At 64.0% G+C, this 20,268-nt stretch carries 17 protein-coding genes and 1 pseudogene; 4 read left to right on the top strand and 14 right to left on the bottom strand.

Annotated features, from left to right (window positions below; all coding sequences use genetic code 11):
• Positions 1-24: 24 nt before the first annotated feature.
• Positions 25-1,095, top strand: coding sequence for a TraB/GumN family protein (locus tag CO731_RS05465; RefSeq protein WP_108606291.1), 1,071 nt, complete (start codon positions 25-27; stop codon positions 1,093-1,095).
• Here CO731_RS05465 and CO731_RS05460 read toward each other — a convergent pair.
• The gene (locus CO731_RS05460) at positions 1,092-1,571 is read right to left on the bottom strand and encodes a DUF2867 domain-containing protein (RefSeq protein ID WP_108609644.1); all 480 of its coding nucleotides are present in this window, start codon (positions 1,569-1,571) and stop codon (positions 1,092-1,094) included. The two genes, CO731_RS05465 and CO731_RS05460, sit on opposite strands and share 4 nt — an antisense overlap.
• Before the next feature lie 219 nt (positions 1,572-1,790).
• On the opposite strand from CO731_RS05460, the gene CO731_RS28980 reads away from it, so the two are divergent.
• Positions 1,791-2,129 carry a hypothetical protein gene (locus CO731_RS28980; RefSeq protein WP_199914563.1) on the top strand — a complete coding sequence of 113 codons (339 nt, stop codon included), beginning with the start codon at positions 1,791-1,793 and terminating at the stop codon, positions 2,127-2,129.
• Between the two features lie 69 nt (positions 2,130-2,198).
• Here the strand turns inward: CO731_RS28980 and lpdA are convergent.
• The 13 genes and pseudogenes from lpdA to acnA form a co-directional block, all read right to left on the bottom strand.
• Positions 2,199-3,608: pseudogene (gene lpdA / locus CO731_RS05450) on the bottom strand (dihydrolipoyl dehydrogenase); the annotation flags it as partial.
• 24 nt (positions 3,609-3,632) lie between these two features.
• Positions 3,633-4,388: an SDR family oxidoreductase gene (locus tag CO731_RS05445; protein ID WP_108606289.1), complete on the bottom strand. Its 756-nt coding sequence runs from the start codon at positions 4,386-4,388 to the stop codon at positions 3,633-3,635.
• Entirely contained in the window at positions 4,385-4,879 is a 495-nt protein-coding gene (locus tag CO731_RS05440; RefSeq protein ID WP_108606288.1) for a hypothetical protein, read from the bottom strand. The genes CO731_RS05445 and CO731_RS05440 overlap by 4 nt, the downstream gene beginning before the upstream one ends.
• The gene (locus CO731_RS05435; protein WP_183263501.1) at positions 4,879-5,520 is read right to left on the bottom strand and encodes a LysE family transporter; all 642 of its coding nucleotides are present in this window, start codon (positions 5,518-5,520) and stop codon (positions 4,879-4,881) included. The genes CO731_RS05440 and CO731_RS05435 overlap by 1 nt, the downstream gene beginning before the upstream one ends.
• Complete coding sequence (locus CO731_RS05430; protein WP_108606286.1) at positions 5,520-5,978, bottom strand: VOC family protein; 459 nt, start codon at positions 5,976-5,978, stop codon at positions 5,520-5,522. Before CO731_RS05430 ends, CO731_RS05435 begins: the two co-directional genes overlap by 1 nt.
• A 35-nt stretch (positions 5,979-6,013) precedes the next feature.
• Positions 6,014-6,427 (bottom strand): MAPEG family protein, encoded by a 414-nt coding sequence (locus CO731_RS05425; protein ID WP_108606285.1) that lies wholly within the window; start codon positions 6,425-6,427, stop codon positions 6,014-6,016.
• Positions 6,428-6,645: 218 nt separating this feature from the next.
• Entirely contained in the window at positions 6,646-6,855 is a 210-nt protein-coding gene (locus CO731_RS28600; RefSeq protein WP_159091566.1) for a hypothetical protein, read from the bottom strand.
• Positions 6,856-7,171: 316 nt separating this feature from the next.
• The gene (gene odhB / locus CO731_RS05420) at positions 7,172-8,437 is read right to left on the bottom strand and encodes a 2-oxoglutarate dehydrogenase complex dihydrolipoyllysine-residue succinyltransferase (RefSeq protein WP_108606284.1); all 1,266 of its coding nucleotides are present in this window, start codon (positions 8,435-8,437) and stop codon (positions 7,172-7,174) included.
• A gap of 22 nt (positions 8,438-8,459) precedes the next feature.
• Complete coding sequence (locus tag CO731_RS05415) at positions 8,460-11,447, bottom strand: 2-oxoglutarate dehydrogenase E1 component (RefSeq protein WP_108606283.1); 2,988 nt, start codon at positions 11,445-11,447, stop codon at positions 8,460-8,462.
• Positions 11,448-11,586: 139 nt separating this feature from the next.
• On the bottom strand, positions 11,587-12,483 hold the full coding sequence (sucD, locus tag CO731_RS05410) for a succinate--CoA ligase subunit alpha (protein WP_108606282.1): 897 nt from the start codon (positions 12,481-12,483) through the stop codon (positions 11,587-11,589).
• Between the two features lie 4 nt (positions 12,484-12,487).
• Positions 12,488-13,684, bottom strand: a complete 1,197-nt coding sequence (gene sucC / locus CO731_RS05405) for an ADP-forming succinate--CoA ligase subunit beta (RefSeq protein WP_108606281.1) — start codon at positions 13,682-13,684, stop codon at positions 12,488-12,490.
• 11 nt (positions 13,685-13,695) lie between these two features.
• Positions 13,696-14,664 (bottom strand): malate dehydrogenase, encoded by a 969-nt coding sequence (gene mdh / locus CO731_RS05400; protein ID WP_108606280.1) that lies wholly within the window; start codon positions 14,662-14,664, stop codon positions 13,696-13,698.
• Between the two features lie 1,091 nt (positions 14,665-15,755).
• Positions 15,756-18,446, bottom strand: a complete 2,691-nt coding sequence (gene acnA / locus CO731_RS05390; RefSeq protein ID WP_108606279.1) for an aconitate hydratase AcnA — start codon at positions 18,444-18,446, stop codon at positions 15,756-15,758.
• Positions 18,447-18,728: 282 nt separating this feature from the next.
• Here acnA and ccmA point away from each other — a divergent pair, with 282 nt between their 5' ends.
• Together ccmA and ccmB are read left to right on the top strand one after the other, a co-directional pair.
• Positions 18,729-19,340 carry a heme ABC exporter ATP-binding protein CcmA gene (gene ccmA / locus CO731_RS05385; protein ID WP_108606278.1) on the top strand — a complete coding sequence of 204 codons (612 nt, stop codon included), beginning with the start codon at positions 18,729-18,731 and terminating at the stop codon, positions 19,338-19,340.
• Between the two features lie 228 nt (positions 19,341-19,568).
• Positions 19,569-20,234: a heme exporter protein CcmB gene (gene ccmB, locus CO731_RS05380; RefSeq protein WP_108606277.1), complete on the top strand. Its 666-nt coding sequence runs from the start codon at positions 19,569-19,571 to the stop codon at positions 20,232-20,234.
• Positions 20,235-20,268: the final 34 nt, after the last annotated feature.

Here is a 20,268-nt window from a genome sequence, read left to right as displayed (position 1 = left end):
CTTTTGGCGGATACACAAATGCCCATGACACGTCTCGCCGCCTTTGCCGACCGCGCATCGTTGCTATCGCTGAAGCTTCTTGCAGCGCTCAACGTACTGTTCTTCGTCCTGTTCTTTGCCGTCGCGTTCCTGTTCGCCGGCAAGGCACGCGCCGAAGCGCCCGTCTGCACCGGCTCCGACATGCTGGCCGAGCTTGCCAAGGACAATCCGACGCTTCTGGCCAAGATCGAGGCCGAGGCCAAGGCCACGCTCAACGGCCAGGGCCTGTTGTGGAAGCTGGAAAAGCCGGGCCAGAAGCCGTCCTGGCTCTACGGAACCATGCATGTCACCGATCCGCGCGTCACCAAGCTTCAGCCCGCAGCGCAGAAGGCCTTCGACGGCTCGCACACGATGGTCATCGAAACCACCGATGTGCTCGACCAGAACGCCATGGTCGCCAGCCTGATGAAGCAGCCCGAGCTGATGATGTTCACCGACAGCACCACGCTGCCGTCGTTGATGTCGCCGGACGAGCTCGCAACCGTCAACGCGGCGCTCGAAGCGCGCGGCATCCCGCCCGGCAGCGTCTCCAAGATGAAGCCGTGGATGCTGTCGTCGATGGTCGCCCTCCCGGCCTGCGAGCTCACCCGCAAGGCCGCCGGCGCGCCGGTGCTCGACATCCTCATCGCCCAGCAGGCCAAGGCCGCCGGCAAGCAGGTCAAGGGCCTGGAGACCGCCGCCGACCAGCTTTCGGCCATGGCCTCGCTGCCGATCGAGTTCCACATCAAGGGCCTGGTCGAGACCCTCAAGCTCGGCAACCGCATGGACGACGTCATCGAGACCATGGTCGTGCTCTACCAGCGCGGCGACACCGGCATGTTCTGGCCGCTGTTCCGCAACGCCCTGCCGTCGGGCGAATCTGACGATTCCGGCTACGCCGCCTTCGAGGAAGCGATGGTGACGACGCGCAACAAGACCATGGTCGATCGCGCAGGACCGCTCGTCGCCCAGGGCGACGTATTCATGGCCGTCGGCGCGCTCCACCTGCCCGGCCCCGATGGTCTGGTCGAGCTGTTCCGCAAGGCGGGCTACACAGTCACCGCTGCCGACCGCTAACCCCGCGCGTCGGCCGCCCTGGCCAGCATCGCCGGAACGATGATGCGGTGGAACGGCATGACGACGGCGAGATAGATTCGGCCGAACCGGTTGTGCGGCCTGACCAGCGTCGTCGCGCCCACCTCCTGCCGCCCCTCGCCCAGTTCCTTCACTTCGACCACCAGCCGGAAATCGAGATGGCGGTCGTCGAGGCCGAGAACCACCCGGGCCGGGGCCTCGCTGATCACGGGAAACATGCCGACCCGCTTTTGCTGCCCGGGGAGGTCGGCGTGCCCGGTTTTCAGCCCGAAAGGCCGCACCAGCAGGTTGCGCAGCATCATCAGCCGGCCAATCCAGGCCGGAACATTGACGATGGCCCGCTCGGCCGCTGTCATGGCATCCAGCGACTGCCCGCTGACCACCATGGCGTAGCGGTCGGCAAAGCTCGTGCCGGGCAGCAGTTCGTCTCCGTTGGAAAGGCATTGCACCACGGGCATGTCGCTGGCCTCAGGTCGCTGCATCTTTCTCGAAGCTAGCGCGTTTTGTGAGCGAAGGCGGCGTGGCGAAACGACGCCGCAGCGCCTCCCGGCCTCTGCACCGGGGTCGGCCTCCTGTATTTGCAGTCTTTTTTCGTCTCCGGTGAAACCGAAATGGGTTTCGCGCGTTGATTGCGATGTTCACGCAATGATTGCGGAGCGCAGCTGAGGGAGATCTCAATGGTGAACAATCCAGATCCAGGACGCCCAACCGGCCAGTCGAGCATGGGCAGCACGTGGCTGATAGCCATCATCGTCGTGCTGCTCGCTGCGGTGGCCTATTACATCTTCGGCCCGACCGGAGAAGCGCCGGCACCGGCCGAGCCCCCGGCTGCGACAACACCAGCACCCGCTCCGGCAGAACCGGCACCCGCGCCCGCGCCAGCAGAGCCTGCCCCTGCGCCCGCACCGGCAGAACCTGCGCCTGCGCCAGCTGAACCTGCGCCGGCGCCGGCGGAACCTGCTCCAGCTCCGGCCGAGCCAGCCCCGGCGCCTGCTCCGGCAGCCCCCGCCAACTAAGGTTGGTCTCCTAATGCAAACGGCCCGCTCATCGAGCGGGCCGTTCTGTTTCAGGCGTAATCGCCGGTCTTACATGTGGATTGGCTTGAAGAACGTGGCGAGCGCTGCCTCCTTCACCGCTTCCGACATCGTCGGATGCGCGTGGCAGGTACGGCCGAGATCTTCCGACGAACCGCCGAACTCCATCAGCACCGCCGCCTCGTGGATCATCTCGCCGGCACCGAAGCCGACGATGTGCACGCCCAGCACCTTGTCGCTGTCCTTGTCGGCCAGAACCTTGACGAAGCCATCCGTGTGCAGCATGGCGCGCGCCCGGCCGTTCGCCGTGAACGGGAACTTGCCGGCCTTGTAGGCGATGCCGGCCTTCTTGAGCTCTTCCTCGGTCTTGCCGACCGAAGCAACCTCGGGGCTGGTGTAGACCACGCCGGGGATCACGTCGTAGTTCACGTGGCCGGCCTGGCCGGCGATGATCTCGGCAACCGCCACGCCTTCGTCCTCGGCCTTGTGCGCCAGCATCGGACCGGCAACCACGTCGCCGATAGCATAGATGCCCGCGACGTTGGTGCGCAGATGGCCGTCGGTCTTGACCCGGCCGCGCTCGTCCATCTCGACGCCGGCTTCCTTGAGGCCAAGGCCATCGGTGTAGGGCTTGCGGCCGGTGGCGACCAGCACCACGTCGGCCTCGATGGTCTCGGCAGCGCCGCCCTTGACCGGCTCGAAGGTCACGGTCGCACCCTTCTTGGCCTTGGCGGCACCGGTCACTTTGGAGCCGAGCTTGAACTCGAAGCCCTGCTTGGCCAGCATGCGCTGGAACTGCTTGGCAACGTCGCCGTCCATGCCGCCCAGGATGGTGTCGAGATATTCGACCACGGTCACCTTGGCGCCGAGGCGCGCCCAGACCGAGCCGAGCTCGAGGCCGATGACGCCGCCGCCAACGACTACCAGATGACCCGGCACCTTCTCCAGCGACAGCGCGCCGGTCGACGACACGATCACCTTCTCGTCGAAGGCGACGTCGACGCCGGGAATGCCGGCGACGTCGGAGCCGGTGGCGATGACGATGTTCTTGGTCTCGATCTCCTGGCTCTTGCCGTCAGAACCGGTCACGCCGACCTTGCCGGCGCCCAGCACCTTGCCGGTGCCCTGGAAGCTGTCGATCTTGTTCTTCTTGAACAGGAACGACACGCCGGTCACGTTGGCCGCAACCGTCGCATCCTTGTGCGCCATCATCTTCTTCAGGTTCATCTTCGGCGTGCCGACCTCGACGCCGAGCGCATCGAACGAATGCTGCGCCTCGGCCAGCATTTCCGAGGCATGCAGAATTGCCTTGGAAGGGATGCAGCCGATGTTCAGGCAGGTGCCGCCGAAGGTCGCGTTCTTCTCGACCACGGCGACCTTCAATCCGAGCTGTGCTGCCTTGATAGCGCACACATAGCCGCCTGGGCCCGATCCGATAACGACGACGTCATATGCCATGGTCCTGTCCTTCTCCTGGGCGCGCGCTCAGCGGCCGCCACTCACGTTCAAAATTGAGCCCGTCGTATATGATGCCTCATCCGACAAAAGCCAGATGACGGCATGGGCGACTTCTTCTGCCTGGCCTTCGCGCTTCATCGGCACCATCCCGCGAATGGCGGCGATCCGGTCGGGTTGTCCGCCCGACGCGTGGATTTCGGTGTCGATGATGCCGGGGCGTACGGCGTTGACCCGGACGCCTTCGGTCGCCACTTCCTTGGCAAGTCCGATGGTGAAGGTGTCGATGGCACCCTTGGCGGCGGCATAGTCGACATATTCGCCGGGCGAACCCAGCGTGGCGGCCGCCGACGAGATGTTGACGATCGCCCCGCCTGCGCCGCCATGCAGGCTCGACATGCGCTTGACCGCCTCGCCGGCGCACAGGATCGAGCCGATGACGTTGATGCGCATCATGCGCTCGAGGCGGGCCGCGTCCATCTGGTCGACGCGCGCCTTGATGTCGACGACGCCGGCATTGTTGACGAAGGCGTCGAGCCGGCCATAGGCGGCATCGACGGCAGCAAACATGCCAAGCACGTCGGCTTCGTTGCCGACGTCACCCTTGATGGCGATGGCCTCGCCGCCGCCGGCCTTGATCTCGGCCACCAGTGCGTTGGCGGCGGCTTCGTTCGACGCATAGTTGATCGCCACGACATAACCGGCCTTGGCGGCGAGCCGGCAGATGGCGGCACCGATGCCGCGGCTGCCGCCGGTCACCAGCAGGACTTTCCCTTGAGCGCTCATTCCTGGCACCCCTGTATCTCGAAGACGTCCCACGGCACTTTGGAAAAGCCGTCCGGACCATAGGCCGCCGACATGCGCAGCGAATGGCCGAGGTCGGCGAAGATCAGCTTCTTCGGCGCTGCGGCCCCAATGCGTTCGCGTGGCAGAAGCCCGACATTGCCCTGTTCATCGACGCTGTAGATCACGCCTTGCCACACCGTGCAGGCATCCAGCTCCTCGCCGGTCACGTCGCCTTCCGGGCACTGGTGCATCAGCATGCCGTTCGGCCGCCCCACCTCGTCCGACCACATCACCACGCCGTCGAGCACGACGGAATTGTCCATCACCATCTTGAAGCTGTTGGTGACGGTGGCCGACTCCAGCGTCGGCCGGAAGTCGATCTCGGCCGCCTTGTCGCGGTCGCCATAGACGGCGAGCTCGATCGGGCATGCAGCATTGGCCGTCGTCGCCGACAGCATCGCCACAGCCGAGATGAGCGCCTGGAGCCGCATCAGCTTGCCTGCTGCGTGGCCAGCTTCACGCCAAGCCCGATGAAGATCATGCCGGTCGCCTTATTGAACCAGCGGCCCCAGGCAACGAAGCGCGCGCGCACCGAGGCCATGGTGAAGAACATCGACACGCCGACGAACCACGCGATCAGCACGACTGCCATCAGCAGCCCATAGACGCCCTTCACCGCAGCCGGCGTCTCATGGCTGACCATCGCCGTGAACAGCGGCACGAAAAGCAGGACCGCCTTCGGGTTCAGCGCGTTGGTGACGAACCCCATCAGAAAGCAGCGTGTCGCTGTAACTTCCTTGGTCTGGTCGGCTGCCTCCTGCGCATCTACTGAAGTCAGTTCCATCGGGTCGGCGCGCAGTGCCCTGATGCCGAGATAGACGAGATAGGCCGCACCGGCCCATTTCAGCATCGAAAACAGCAACAGCGACTTCGACACGATCAGCCCGATGCCCAGGATGGTGTAGCTGACGTGGAACAGCAGCGACGTGCCGATGCCGAAACTGGTGATGATTGCGGCACGGCGGCCATGCACCACGCTCTGGCGCACGACCATGACGAAATCGGCGCCTGGCACCACCATCAGCACCGAAAACACCGCCAGCAGGCCGGCAAATTCGAACGCATATTGCATCATGCGTTGCCGCTCCCGGCTGGCGCGCCCAGCGCCGCGTTGCCCAAAGGCGCGTTGAACGCCCAGACATGGCCGAACGGATCGCGGATGCGGCCGTAGCGGGCGCCCCAGAACACGTCGTCCGGTTCCATGGTGATCTCGGCTCCGGCGGCGACCGCGCGCTCGATGGCCTGGTCTACTTCGCCCGGCAATTTCAGGTTGATGTTGACGGTCATGCCGGCGCCGCCCCGCGACAACGGCGACAGCACATCGGCGCCAAACTCGGGGAATTCGTCGTGCAGCATCACTTCGCTGCCGAACATGGCGAGGTTCGCATGCAGCACGCGAACCCCGTCATCGGCCATCTGCTCGAAGGTCTCGACCGCGTCGAACGCCTTTTCATAGAAGGCAATCGCTTCCTTGCCGCCCTTGACGCACAGATGCACCTGGATCGGGGGAATGTCGGGTTCGAAAGCCATGCGACCGTCTCTTTCGGTTTCTTCAGGCAGCGATGTTACGTCATCAGGCGAACGACCATCAGGACCAGCCCGGCGATCGAAACGAACCAGACGAGCGTACGCAGCACCGGAACCCCGGCGACGTACAGGAAGGCATAGACGACGCGGGCGACGATCCACATCACCGCGCCGATGGCACCCAGCTCGCCCGTCTTGCCAGTCACCGCCAGCGCAAGCGCAAGCGCGATGAAGGCGGGATAGGTCTCCAGCATGTTGTTGAGCGACCGGATCAGCCGCCCTGCAACGACGCTTTTCGGCGCGCGGCCGTCGTCGCGCGAACTGAGCAGGTACTTGATGCTGAAATCGCCCGACAGGTCGAGCGAAAGCGCCTGCACCAGAATGTGCGTTATCAGCAGCACGACACTCCAGCCGAGAATCCAGATTTCCGTCGATGCGGCTGCGTCTTCCATCACCCCTCTCTAAAGCCCGAGCAAACTTCCATCGGGGATATCTCCAGTTCGAAAGCCATCGCTCTCAAGCCAAAGCATGATCTGCGAGGCAGTTGCCAACTATCCAGACAGCGGCCAGGAAATAGTCTATCATTCCCGCTCCTTGCCGGCATCTCAATACCCACTGAAAGAAAACCGCGACTAAGGCGGACATGCAGACGTCAGAACGAGTTTTAAGATCAGCGAACAGTTACGATAACGTCGATCTCATGAATATCACCCGTGCTGTAATTTACACTGATCTTCAGCACATCCTTGCCAGTAAAGCCGGGATCCGGTGTATACTGAATTGTTGTGCCGGACACGATCAGCGAGCTGCATTTATAATATGGGTCTTTCGCATATTTACTTGATAGCTTGATCTTTCCGCGTCCGACTGGTTTTTCCATGCTTCGGGGGTGACACCACCTTTGCGGCTGGAAATGCACGAACACTGCAATCCCGATTGACGTCCCAGTGTTCGGCGACGACGAATGTGCGGCCTTTCGATGTCGATTTGTTCCATTTGAGTTGGGTTGTTTTTGCCTCTGCGCCGTTGACCGTGAATGCCAAAAGCAACGCCGCCAAGGTTGCGCCTAAAAGTTGCGACAACTTCCTCAATTCCGCCCCCTCATATCTCAGCCAAGCTCAGGTTCGCCGCAGCTTGGCTGAGATTACATCGGCCCTACTGCCCACGCCGACGCGGGAACAGTAGGGCTGGATGCCTTAAAGGTCCAGAACCAGGCGTTCCGGATCTTCCAAGCTGTCCTTGACGCGGACCAGGAAGGTCACGGCTTCCTTGCCGTCGACGATGCGGTGATCGTAGGAGAGCGCGAGATACATCATCGGGCGGATGACGATCTGGCCGCCGACCACGACCGGACGCTCCTGGATCTTGTGCATGCCGAGGATGCCCGACTGCGGCGCGTTCAGGATCGGCGTCGACATCAGCGAACCGTAGACGCCGCCATTGGAGATGGTGAAGGTGCCGCCCTGCATGTCGGCGACCGACAGCTTGCCGTCGCGCGCGGCGAGGCCGAGGCGGCCGATTTCCTTCTCGATCTCGGCGATCGACATCTGGTCGGCATCGCGCACGACAGGAACCACCAGGCCCTTTTCGGTGCCGACGGCGACGCCGACATGGGCGAAGTTCTTGTAGATGATGTCGGTGCCGTCGATCTCGGCGTTGACGGCCGGGATTTCCTTCAGCGCATGTGTCACCGCCTTGGTGAAGAAGCCCATGAAGCCGAGCTTCACGCCGTGCTTCTTTTCGAAGATGTCCTTGTACTTGGTGCGCAGCGCCATCACGGCGCTCATGTCGACCTCGTTGAAGGTGGTCAGCATGGCAGCCGTCGACTGCGCTTCCTTGAGGCGGCGCGCGATCGTCTGGCGCAGCTTGGTCATGCGCACGCGCTCTTCGCGCGGTGCATCGGCCACGCTTGAGGGAACACGTGCAACTACGGGCGCAGCAACCGGAGCTGCTGCGGGCACGGAAACGCCCTTGGCGATGGCTTCGAGCACGTCGCCCTTCAGCACCTGGCCGCGCTTGCCCGAACCGGCGACCTGGTCGACCGAAAGATTGGTCTCGGCCAGCAGCTTGGCGGCAGCCGGTGCCGGCGGCATCTTGCGTTCCTCGATGGCCGGTGCACCGGCGACCGATGCGGTCTGTGCGACGGCTTCCTTGACGGTCGAGGCAGCATTCGGAGCCGACGCCTGCGCCACGGCAGCGGGCTTGGCAGCGGCAACTGCGCCGTCGCCGGCACCGATGGTGCCGAGCAGCGCGCCGACGCCGACGGTCTCGCCTTCCTTGACCGTCAGCTCGACCAGCACGCCGGCGGCGGGTGCCGGCACTTCGATGGTGACCTTGTCGGTCTCGAGCTCGACCAGGGGCTCGTCGACGGCAATCACATCGCCGGCCTTCTTGAACCACTTGCCGATGGTTGCCTCGGAAACGGATTCGCCGAGGGTGGGGACACGGATTTCGGTAGCCATTTTTTGCCTGTCCGTTCTTTGGTTATTCGCCGAGGGCGTCGTCGAGGAATGCCTGGAGCTGCGCCAGGTGCTTGGACATCAGGCCCGTCGCCGGAGAGGCGGCGGCCGGACGGCCGGTGTAGCGCACGCGCTGGTGCTTGGCGTCGATATGGGCGAGCACCCATTCCAGGTACGGATCGATGAACGACCACGCACCCATGTTCTTGGGCTCTTCCTGGCACCACACCATCTCCGCGTTGCGGAAACGGCTGAGCTCGGTGATCAGCGCCTTGGCCGGGAACGGATAGAGCTGCTCGACGCGCAGGAGATAGATGTCGTCGATGCCGCGCTTCTCGCGCTCCTCGTAGAGGTCGTAATAGACCTTGCCGGTGCACAGCACGACGCGGCGGATCTTCGAATCCTTGACCAGCTTGATCGGCTCGTTGCCGAGATACTGGGCGTCGTCCCACAGCAGGCGGTGGAACGAGCTTTCGCCCGAGATCTCCGACAGCGAAGACACCGCCCGCTTGTGGCGCAGCAGCGACTTCGGCGTCATCAGGATCAGCGGCTTGCGGAAGTCGCGCTTCAGCTGCCGGCGCAGGATATGGAAGTAGTTAGCCGGCGTCGTGACGTTGGCCACCTGCATGTTGTCTTCGGCGCAGAGCTGCAGGAAGCGTTCGAGGCGCGCCGACGAATGCTCCGGACCCTGGCCTTCATAGCCATGCGGCAGAAGGCACACGAGGCCCGACATGCGCAGCCACTTGCGTTCGCCACTGGAGATGAACTGGTCGAACACCACCTGCGCGCCGTTGGCGAAGTCGCCGAACTGCGCTTCCCAAAGCGTAAGCGCCTTGGGCTCGGCCAGCGAGTAGCCGTATTCGAAGCCGAGCACGGCTTCTTCCGAGAGCATCGAGTTGATGACCTCGTAACCGGCCTGTGCTGCCGACAGGTTGTTGAGCGGGATGTAGCGGTTTTCGTCGCGCTGGTCGTAAAGCACGGTGTGGCGCTGCGAGAACGTGCCGCGCTCGGAATCCTGGCCCGACAGGCGGACCGGATTGCCGTCGAGCAGGATCGAGCCAAACGCCAGCGATTCCGCCGTTGCCCAGTCGATGCCTTCACCCGATTCGATCGCCTGGCGGCGGTTTTCGAGGAAGCGGCCGATGGTGCGGTGGACTTCGAAGTCCTTCGGCACCTCGGTCAGCTTCTTGCCGATTTCCTTCAGCGTCTTGACCGGCACCGCGGTCTTGCCGCGGCGCTGTTCGTCCTGGTTGTCGGCCGTGCGCAGGCCCGTCCACGCGCCATCCAGCCAGTCGGCCTTGTTCGGCTTGTAGGCCTGTCCGGCTTCGAACTCGGCTTCGAGATGGCCGCGCCAGTCGGCACGCATCTTGTCCACCTCGGACTGGTTCATCAGTCCCTCGCCGATCAGCTTGTCGGCATAGGTCTGCACCGTCGTCTTATGGGTGCGGATGTTGCGGTACATGATCGGCTGCGTGAACGCAGGCTCGTCGCCTTCGTTGTGGCCGAAGCGGCGGTAGCAGAACATGTCCACGACCACCGGCTTGTGGAACTTCATGCGGAATTCGGTCGCCACCTTGGCCGCGAACACCACCGCTTCCGGATCGTCGCCGTTGACGTGGAAGATCGGCGCCTCGATCATCTTGGCCACATCGGACGGATAGGGCGACGAGCGCGAGAAGCGCGGGTTCGTCGTGAAGCCGATCTGGTTGTTGATGATGAAGTGCAGCGTGCCGGCGACGCGATGGCCGCGCAGGCCCGACAGGCCGAGGATTTCCGCGATCACGCCCTGGCCGGCAAATGCCGCATCGCCGTGCAGCAAAAGCGGCATCACCTTGGCGCGCTCTTCCTGCGGCACGATCTCGCCGCGCGCACGGCCAAACAGCTGGTCCTGCTTGGCGCGCGCCTTGCCCATCACGACCGGATCGACGATCTCGAGATGCGAGGGGTTGGCGGTCAAGGACAGGTGGACCTTGTTGCCGTCGAACTCGCGGTCCGACGAAGCGCCAAGATGGTACTTCACGTCGCCCGAGCCTTCGACGTCGTCGGGCGCGTAGGAGCCGCCCTTGAACTCGTGGAACACGGCGCGGTGCGGCTTGGCCATCACATTGGTCAAGACGTTGAGGCGGCCACGGTGGGCCATGCCGAACACGACCTCCTTCAGTCCGAGCGCGCCACCGCGCTTCAGGATCTGCTCGAGTGCCGGGATCAGCGATTCGCCGCCGTCGAGTCCGAAACGCTTGGTGCCCTTGTACTTGACGTCGATGAACTGCTCGAAGCCCTCGGCCTCGATCAGCTTCTGCAGGATCGCCTTCTTGCCCTCGGCGGTGAAGGCGATCGCCTTGTCCGGCCCCTCGATGCGGGCCTGGATCCACGCCTTCTCCTCGGGATCGGAGATGTGCATGAACTCGACGCCGAGCGTCGAGCAATAGGTGCGCTTGAGGATTTCAAGCATGTCGCGGATGGTCGCGTATTCGAGCCCGAGCACGTGGTCGATGAAGATCGGCCGGTCGTAGTCGGCCTCGGTAAAGCCATAGGCCTCGGGCGACAGCTCGTTATAGTCTTCCAGCGGCTTGGCGATGCCGAGCGGGTCGAGATTGGCGTGCAGATGGCCGCGCATGCGATAGGCGCGGATCATCATGATGGCGCGCACGGAATCGCGCGTCGCCTGCAGCACATCGGCCTTGGACGGCACGACACCGACGGCGGCGGCCTTGTCCTTGACCTTCTTTTCCAGATGCTTTTCGACCAGGCCCCAATTGCCGTCGAGTGCCGACACCAGTTCGCCATTGGCCTGCAGCGGCCAGCTCGGCGTCGACCACGAAGCGCCCTTGGCGTTCTTGCGGATGTCGCCGGCGTCGTCCTTCAGCGCCGAGAAGAAGTCGCGCCACTCGGGATCGACCGCCTCCGGATCGTCAAGGAAGGCGGCGTGCAAGGCCTCGATGTAGTCGGCGTTGCCGCCATAGAGGAACGAAGTGAGGGAAAATTGGTCGTTGGCCTGATCGGATCGTGCCATCTTATCGCTCGGAGCCTCTGGCTCCTCTCCTGTTTCAGCGCGAGTAGTGAGTAGCGAGTAGCGAGTAGGACTTTGCTTTTGCTTGGTCGCTCATCGCTCTTCTCTACTCTCTATTCGCTACTTTCTATTGGCTATTGACTTAGCCCTTGATCGCCTCGACCAGCGTCGTGCCGAGACGTGCCGGCGACGGCGACACGCGGATGCCCGCTGCCTCCATCGCCGCGATCTTGTCTTCCGCGCCGCCCTTGCCGCCGGAAATCACAGCACCGGCATGGCCCATTGTCCGGCCTTCAGGTGCGGTGCGTCCGGCGATGAAGCCGGCCATCGGCTTGCTGCGGCCGCGCTTGGCCTCGTCGATGAGGAACTGCGCTGCGTCCTCTTCGGCCGAGCCGCCGATTTCGCCGATCATGATGATCGACTTGGTCTCTTCGTCGGCCAGGAACATCTCGAGCATGTCGATGAATTCCGTGCCCTTGACCGGATCGCCGCCGATGCCGACAGCCGTCGACTGGCCGAGACCGGCATTGGTGGTCTGGAACACCGCCTCATAGGTAAGCGTTCCCGAGCGCGACACAACGCCGACCGAACCCTTGCGGAAGATGTTGCCCGGCATGATGCCGATCTTGCACTGGTCGGGCGTGACGATGCCCGGGCAGTTCGGGCCGATCAGGCGCGAGGCCGAGCGGTCGAGCCGCGCCTTGACCTTGATCATGTCCATCACCGGGATGCCTTCGGTGATGCACACGATCAGCGGAATCTCGGCGTCGATCGCCTCGATGATCGCAGCAGCCGCTCCTGCCGGCGGCACGTAGACCACCGACGCGTTGGCGCCGGTCTTTTCCTTGCCTTCGGCAACCGTCGAGAAGATCGGCAGCGGCACCGAGCCGTCCCACTTCTCGCCGCCCTTCTTGGGGTGGATGCCGCCGACCATCTTGGTGCCGTGATAGGCCAGTGCCTGCTCGGTGTGGAACGAACCGGTGTTGCCGGTCAGGCCCTGCACCAGGATCTTGGTGTTCTTGTCGATGAGAATGGACATTGGCTCAGTTTCCCTTCACCGCAGCGACGATCTTCTTCGCCGCGTCGTCGAGGTCATCGGCGGAAACGACGTTCAGCCCGCTCTCGTTGATGATCTTCTTGCCAAGCTCGGCATTGGTGCCTTCGAGGCGAACCACCAGCGGAACCTTGAGACCCACTTCCTTGACGGCTGCGATCACGCCTTCGGCGATGATGTCGCACTTCATGATGCCGCCGAAGATGTTGATCAGGATGCCCTTCACGGCCGGATCGGCGGTGATGATCTTGAACGCCGCCGTCACCTTCTCCTTGGAAGCGCCGCCGCCGACGTCGAGGAAATTGGCGGGCTCGGCGCCGTAGAGCTTGATGATGTCCATCGTCGCCATGGCCAGGCCCGCGCCGTTGACCATGCAGCCGATGTTGCCGTCGAGCGCGACATAGGCGAGGTCGTATTTCGACGCCTCGATTTCCTTGGCGTCCTCTTCGGTGGTGTCGCGCAGCTCGAGCACGTCGGCATGGCGGAACAGCGCGTTGTTGTCGAACGACACCTTGGCGTCGAGCACGCGCAGGCGGCCGTTCTTCATGACGATCAGCGGGTTGACCTCGAGCAGGCTCATGTCCTTGTCGACGAACGCCTTGTAGAGGATCGGGAACAGGCTCTCGCCGTCCTTGGCCGCGTCGCCCGAAAGCTTCAGCGCGCCGTTCAGCGCCTTGAGGTCGTCAGCCGTCACGCCCTTTTCCGGGTCGATCGCGACGGTGATGATCTTTTCCGGCGTGTCGTGGGCGACGGCCTCGATGTCCATGCCGCCTTCGGTCGAAACCACGAAGGCGACGCGACCGACGGAGCGGTCAACGAGGATCGACAGATACAGCTCGCGGTCGATGTCGGCGCCGTCTTCGATGTAGAGGCGGTTGACCTGCTTGCCTGCCGGGCCGGTCTGCTTGGTCACCAGCGTGTTGCCGAGCATTTCCCTGGCGAACGCCACGACCTCGTCGACCGACTTCGCCAGGCGCACGCCGCCCTTGGCCTCGGCGGTCAATTCCTTGAACTTGCCCTTGCCGCGGCCGCCGGCGTGGATCTGGCTCTTCACGACATAGAGCGGACCCGGCAGCGCCTTGGCCGCCGCTTCCGCTTCCTCGATCTTGAACACCGGCACGCCGTCAGCGACGGGAGCACCGAAACCCTTGAGCAATTGCTTGCCCTGATATTCGTGGATGTTCATGCGCGTGATCCTTACTTCTTGGCGAGGTTCGGCGCGATCGCGACGCAGGCTTCGCACAGGCCCTTCACCGCCTCGACGGACTTCTCGAACATCTTCTGCTCGGCCTTGTTGAAGTCGAGCTCGATGATGCGCTCGACGCCGCCGGCGCCGATCACCACGGGCACGCCGACATACATGTCCTTGACGCCATACTGGCCCGACAGGTGCGTCGCGCAGGGCAGCACGCGCTTCTTGTCCTTGAGATAGGCTTCGGCCATCTGGATCGCCGAGGAGGCCGGCGCATAGTAGGCCGAGCCGGTCTTGAGCAGGCCGACGATCTCGCCGCCACCCTTGCGGGTACGCTCGACGATGGCGTCGAGCTTGTCCTGGCTGGTCCAGCCCATCTTGATCAGGTCCGGCAGCGGGATGCCGGCAACCGTCGAGTAGCGCACCATCGGCACCATGTCGTCGCCGTGGCCGCCCAGCGTCATGGCCGAGACGTCCTCGACCGAAACCTTGAACTCTTCCGACAGGAAGTAGCGGAAACGCGCCGAGTCGAGCACGCCGGCCATGCCGACGACGTGGCTCTTGGGCAGGCCCGAGAACTTCTGCAGCGCCCACACCATGGCGTCGAGCGGGTTGGTGATGCAGATGACGAAAGCCTTCGGCGCATACTTCTTGATGCCGGCGCCGACCTGTTCCATGACCTTGAGGTTGATGCCCAAAAGGTCGTCGCGGCTCATGCCCGGCTTGCGCGGCACGCCGGCGGTGACGATGCAGACGTCGGCGCCTTCGATGCCGGCATAGTCGTTGACGCCGGTGAAACGCGAGTCAAAGCCGTCGACCGGCGAGGACTGGGCGATGTCGAGGCCCTTGCCCTGCGGGGTGCCCTCGGCAATATCGAACAGGACGACGTCGCCGAGGTCCTTGAGGCCGACCATATGGGCGAGCGTGCCGCCAATCATGCCGGAGCCGATGAGGGCTATCTTGTTGCGTGCCATGAAGGAATTTCCCTTTGCCTTTAACGACGCCGTGGCGGCGGGGTGGAGTAGGTTTGGGCCAGGTGGCCGCGAGAATGCAGCCAGAAATAGCGGCTCGCAATAGCTCCGTGGCCAAAAAAATTCAACCGATTATTTTGACCTCAACTTTTTCAATCGGTTAGAAACAACGGGATTTACGTAAACGTCAAAGTTTTGTGACGACTTTACGAAGAAAAGGTGAAGAGGACGATGCCTTCCATCGAAATCCGCAGGCTCCAGCCGGGCGACGAAGTGCTGCTCGACAACGTTGCCCCACCCGCTCCGCCTTGAAGGCCACATGCTCTTCGTCGCCCGCGATGATGGCGGGGTTGTGGCGCAGGCAGCCGGCGGTCGCGCATCGTGGCAAGGGCCGGACCCAACTCAGGCTCGGCCGGGGCAATGGCATGGATAACTTCTCCACGCTTCGGCAAATCGTTCTTCTACACCGCTAGCATCGGCCCTCAGCCTCACGGCATGGCAACTGCCGTTACGGTTCAATAGCACCCAAACATATCGATGCAGCCTGTCACCATCTGTCAGCAGCCCGCGTGGATAGACCGTCCCCGTTTTTCCACCCCCTCTCCACCTCCCGTATCCTCATCCTCGCGATCTTCCACGGGACCCCGGTGCGCACCGGGCAGCGGGGGGAAGCGCCGGTGCCGGGCTGGCAGGAGGTCGGATCTCCTGCTGGGTGATGAGCCCCCAAGCCCGGGCCTTGCGGCGGCTGGCGGTGAAAGCCGAGGCGACTGAGCGGGGCAAGCAACCGGGCGGGGCGCGAACGTCGCGCCACATACTAATTATCGGAAGGCACGGCCTCGCGCCCCGCTTCCCGAACTACCTCCCGGCAACGGGAGCGCTCTTTGACAATGGCCAGGCGCCAAAGCGAGCGTGGCGGTGGATAAGTGTGTCGGCCAGAAGGGCCGAGCGAGCGGAGTTCTAATCTCCCCACCTGTGGGGGAGATGGCCGGCAGCCCAGAGGGGGCAACGTAGAGCGAGACGGTAGCGATCCCAAAACAAAAAAACCGCCGGAGCTTGCGCCCCGGCGGTTGTTTCACATGAATCGCCAGTCGAACTTACGCGGCGAGGTCACGCAGGACGTATTGCAGGATGCCGCCGTTTTTGAAGTAGTCGAGTTCGTCGAGCGTATCGATGCGGCACAGGATCGGCACGTCCTTGGTCGAGCCGTCGGCGAAGGTGACCTTGGCGACCATCTTCTGGCGCGGCTTGATCGTCTCCAGGCCCTCGATCGTCACCTGTTCGTCGCCCTTGAGGCCGAGCGTCTTCCAGCTCGTGCCGTCCTCGAAGGTGAACGGGATGACGCCCATGCCGACCAGGTTGGAGCGGTGGATGCGCTCGAAGCTCTGGGCGATGACCGCGCGCACGCCGAGCAGGTTGGTGCCCTTGGCCGCCCAGTCGCGCGACGAGCCGTTGCCGTATTCGACGCCGGCGAAGATCACCAGCGGTGTGCCTTCGCTGCGGTACTGCATCGCCGCATCGTAGATCGGCATCTCTTCCTTGGACGGATAGTGGAAGGTGTAGCCGCCCTCGCGGCCGTTCTCGCCGAGCATGTGGTTGCGGATGCGGATGTTGGCGAAGGTGCCGCGCATCATCACCTCGTGGTTGCCACGACGCGTGCCGTACTGGTTGAAGTCGGCGACGCCGACGCCATTGTCGGTCAGGTACTTGCCGGCAGGCGAGGCCGCCTTGATCGAACCGGCCGGCGAGATGTGGTCGGTGGTGATCTTGTCGCCGAACAGGCCGAGCACGCGTGCGCCCTCGATCTTGCCGATCGCACCCGGGCGCGCGCCCATGCCGACGAAGTAGGGCGGGTTCTGCACATAGGTCGACTGGTCGTCCCAGGCATAGGTCTGGCCTTCCGGCGCCTGGACGTTCTGCCAGTTCTCGTCGCCCTTGAAGACGTCGGCATATTTGCGCGCAAACAGCTCGCGGGTGACGTTTTCGGCGATGAACCGGTCGATCTCGACATTGGTCGGCCAGATATCCCTCAGGAACACCGGCTTGCCGTCGCGGTCCTCGCCGAGCGGCTCTGTGGTCAGGTCCTTGGTCACCGAACCGGCAAGCGCATAGGCGACCACCAGCGGCGGCGAGGCCAGGTAGTTGGCCTGCACGTCGGGCGAGACGCGGCCTTCGAAGTTGCGGTTGCCCGAAAGCACCGCCGCACCGATCAGGCCCTTGTCGTTGATGGTCTTGGAGATCGGGGCCGGCAGCGGTCCGGAGTTGCCGATGCAGGTGGTGCAGCCGAAGCCGACGAGGTTGAAGCCGATCTGGTCGAGCTCCTTCTGCAGGCCGGCCTTCTCGAGATATTCGGCCACCACCTGCGAACCCGGCGCCAGCGAGGTCTTGACCCACGGCTTCTGCTTGAGGCCGAGGCGGTTGGCGTTGCGGGCGAGCAGCCCGGCACCGATCAGCACGCTCGGGTTCGAGGTGTTGGTGCACGACGTGATCGCCGCGATCACCACGTCGCCATGGCCGAGGTCGAAGCTTTCGCCCTCGACGGCGTAACGCTTCGACTGGTCGACGGTCTTCTTGTATTCGGCTTCGAGCGCGGTCGCAAAGCCCGCGGCGATGCCTTCGAGCGGGATGCGGCCCTCGGGGCGCTTCGGGCCGGCCATCGACGGCACGACGGTTTCGAGATCGAGCTCGAGCAGGTCGGTGAAGACGGGATCGGCCGACGAGGCGTCGCGCCACATGCCTTGCGCCTTGGAATATTCCTCGACCAGTGCGATGCGGTTTTCGGCGCGGCCCGACATGTTGAGGTAGCGGATGGTCTCGGCATCGACCGGGAAGAAGCCGCAGGTCGCGCCATATTCGGGCGCCATGTTGCCGATGGTGGCACGGTCGGCCAGCGTCATGTTGGACAGGCCCGGGCCGAAGAACTCGACGAACTTGCCGACGACGCCCTTCTTGCGCAGCATCTGGGTGACGGTCAGCACCAGGTCGGTGGCGGTGACGCCCTCCTTCAGCTTGCCGGTCAGGCGGAAGCCGATGACCTCGGGCAGCAGCATCGACACCGGCTGGCCGAGCATCGCCGCTTCCGCCTCGATGCCGCCGACCCCCCAGCCGAGCACGCCAAGGCCGTTGACCATGGTGGTGTGCGAATCGGTGCCGACGCAGGTGTCGGGATAAGCGGTGGTTTCGCCGTCCTCGGTGTTGGTCCACACCGTCTGGGCGAGGTATTCGAGGTTGACCTGGTGGCAGATGCCGGTGCCGGGCGGCACGACGCGGAAGTTGCGGAACGCCTGCTGGCCCCACTTCAGGAACTTGTAGCGCTCTTCGTTGCGCTCGTATTCGAGCTCAACGTTGCGGGCGAACGCCAGCGGCGTGCCGAATTCGTCGACGATCACCGAGTGGTCGATGACCAGATCGACCGGCACCAGCGGGTTGATCTTCTGCGGATCGCCGCTGAGCGAGGCGAGGCCGTCACGCATGGCGGCGAGGTCGACGACGGCGGGGACGCCGGTGAAGTCCTGCATCAGCACACGCGCCGGGCGGTAGGCGATCTCGACACCGGCGGTGCCCTTGTCGGTCAGCCAGCCGGCGACCGCCTGGATCGCCTCCTTGGTGACGGTGCGGCCGTCTTCGTTGCGCAACAGGTTTTCCAGCAGCACCTTCATCGAATAGGGCAGCTGCGAGATGCCGGTCAGGCCGTTCTTTTCGGCCTCGATCAGGCTGTAATAGACATAGTCGGTGCCAGCAGCAGTCAGCGTGCGGCGGCAATTGAAACTGTCGAGTGATTTGGACACGTGCGATCCATCCTTGTCTGTTCAGCCTACACGGGAACGGACTCCGATGGCATGCAATCACGCGCAAAGGTGCGGGTACGGCCATTTCCGCTGTCCGACCCCAAGCAACCCGAGCCGTTCAAGGCGGCGCGTGCGCTGGTTCGGCGCATATTCGCTTTCCATGCCGACCGCTGGCATGGTCGAACTGGCATATAGAGAATTAATTGGAATAGTTCTAGACGGAGATTCGCCTATTTTGCTGTGACGCAAGGCAGGCGACAAGACTTCGGCGATGGGGGACGGATGCGGCTGATCGCCGAAAATCTCAGCGGAGAGCGCGGCGGCGAGGCTGTCTTCACCGGCATCGGCTTTGCGCTCGAGGACGGCCAGAGCCTTGTCGTCACCGGCCCCAACGGCTCGGGCAAGTCGACGCTCTTGCGCGTCATCGCCGGGCTTTTGCCGCATGCATCAGGACGAATCATGGTCGAGGGCGGGGGCGAGGAGTTTTCGACCATCGCCGCCGCCTGCCACTATCTCGGCCACCAGAACGCGATGAAGGCAGCCCTCACCGTCAACGAGAACCTCGCCTTCTGGCGTGACTTCTCAGGCGACGGAAAGCTCGGCATCGCAGACGCCCTCGAAGAGGTCGGGCTCGGCGGCCTCGGCCACCTGCCCTTCGACTACCTCTCAACCGGCCAGAAGCGCCGTGCCGCGATCGCCAAGCTGCTCATCAGCCACCGGCCGGTCTGGCTGCTCGACGAACCCACCGCCGGCCTCGACAAGGCGTCCGATGTGCGCTTCGCGGACTTGATGAAGGCGCATTGCTCCGCCGGCGGCATCATCGTCGCCGCGACACATCTGCCGCTTGGGCTGGTGGGGGTGAAGACCCTGGAGATGGGGCGAGTACATGTTTAGCGCCGTATCCGGCCCGCATCAGCGCCCTACGTTGCCCCCCTCTGTCCTGCCGGACATCTCCCCCACAAGGGGGAAGATTGGCAGCTCGACCCGCTTCGCCCGTCCTGCGGCGCCGGAGATTGGCGCGGGCAGCGATAACGGCGTGATCTCCCCCCTCGTGGGGGGGATGTCCGGCAGGACAGAGGGGGGCAACGTAGAACTCCAGACCGGCCGAAACGGAGGGCCCTCATGCTAGCCCTCTATCTCCGTGACCTGCGCATGGGCATCCGCGCCGGCGGCGGGGCGCTGACGGGCGTGCTGTTCTTTTTGGCCGTCATCGTCACCATCCCTTTCGGCGTCGGCCCCGACCTCAATTTGCTCGCCCGCATCGGCCCGGCGATTCTCTGGATCGGCGCGCTGCTCGCCAGCCTGCTCGGCCTCGACCGCCTGTTCCAGGCCGACCGCGAGGACGGTTCGCTCGACCTCCTGGTGCTGAATTCCGACCGGCACATGCTGGCGCTGACGGTGTTCGTCAAATGCCTGGCGCACTGGACGGCAAGCGTGCTGCCGCTGGTCATCGCCGCCCCGCTGCTCGGGTTGTTGATGAACATGTCGCTGCTCGGTATTGGCGCTGCGGCGCTGACGCTGCTCGTCGGCACCCCGGCCATCGTCTTCATCGGTGCCGCCGGCGCAGCGGTGACAGTCGCCCTGCCGCGTGGCGGACTGCTGATCTCGGTTCTGGTGCTGCCACTGGTCATCCCGGTGCTGATCTTCGGCGTCACCGCGAGCTACGGTGCGGTCAACGATCCAGACCCGTTCGCCCCACCCTTCATGATCTTGTGCGCGCTGACCATGTTCCTGGCCGTGATCGGGCCGCTGGCGGCGGCGGTCGCCCTGCGCTCGGGCACCGACTGATCACGATCGCTTCAAGACACACGGTGCGGCGCGG

Source organism: Aminobacter sp. MSH1, from assembly GCF_003071665.1.
GTDB lineage: Bacteria > Pseudomonadota > Alphaproteobacteria > Rhizobiales > Rhizobiaceae > Aminobacter > Aminobacter niigataensis.
The sequence above is the reverse complement of the archived record's forward strand: the minus strand, read 5'-3'. Positions and strand labels throughout refer to the sequence as shown.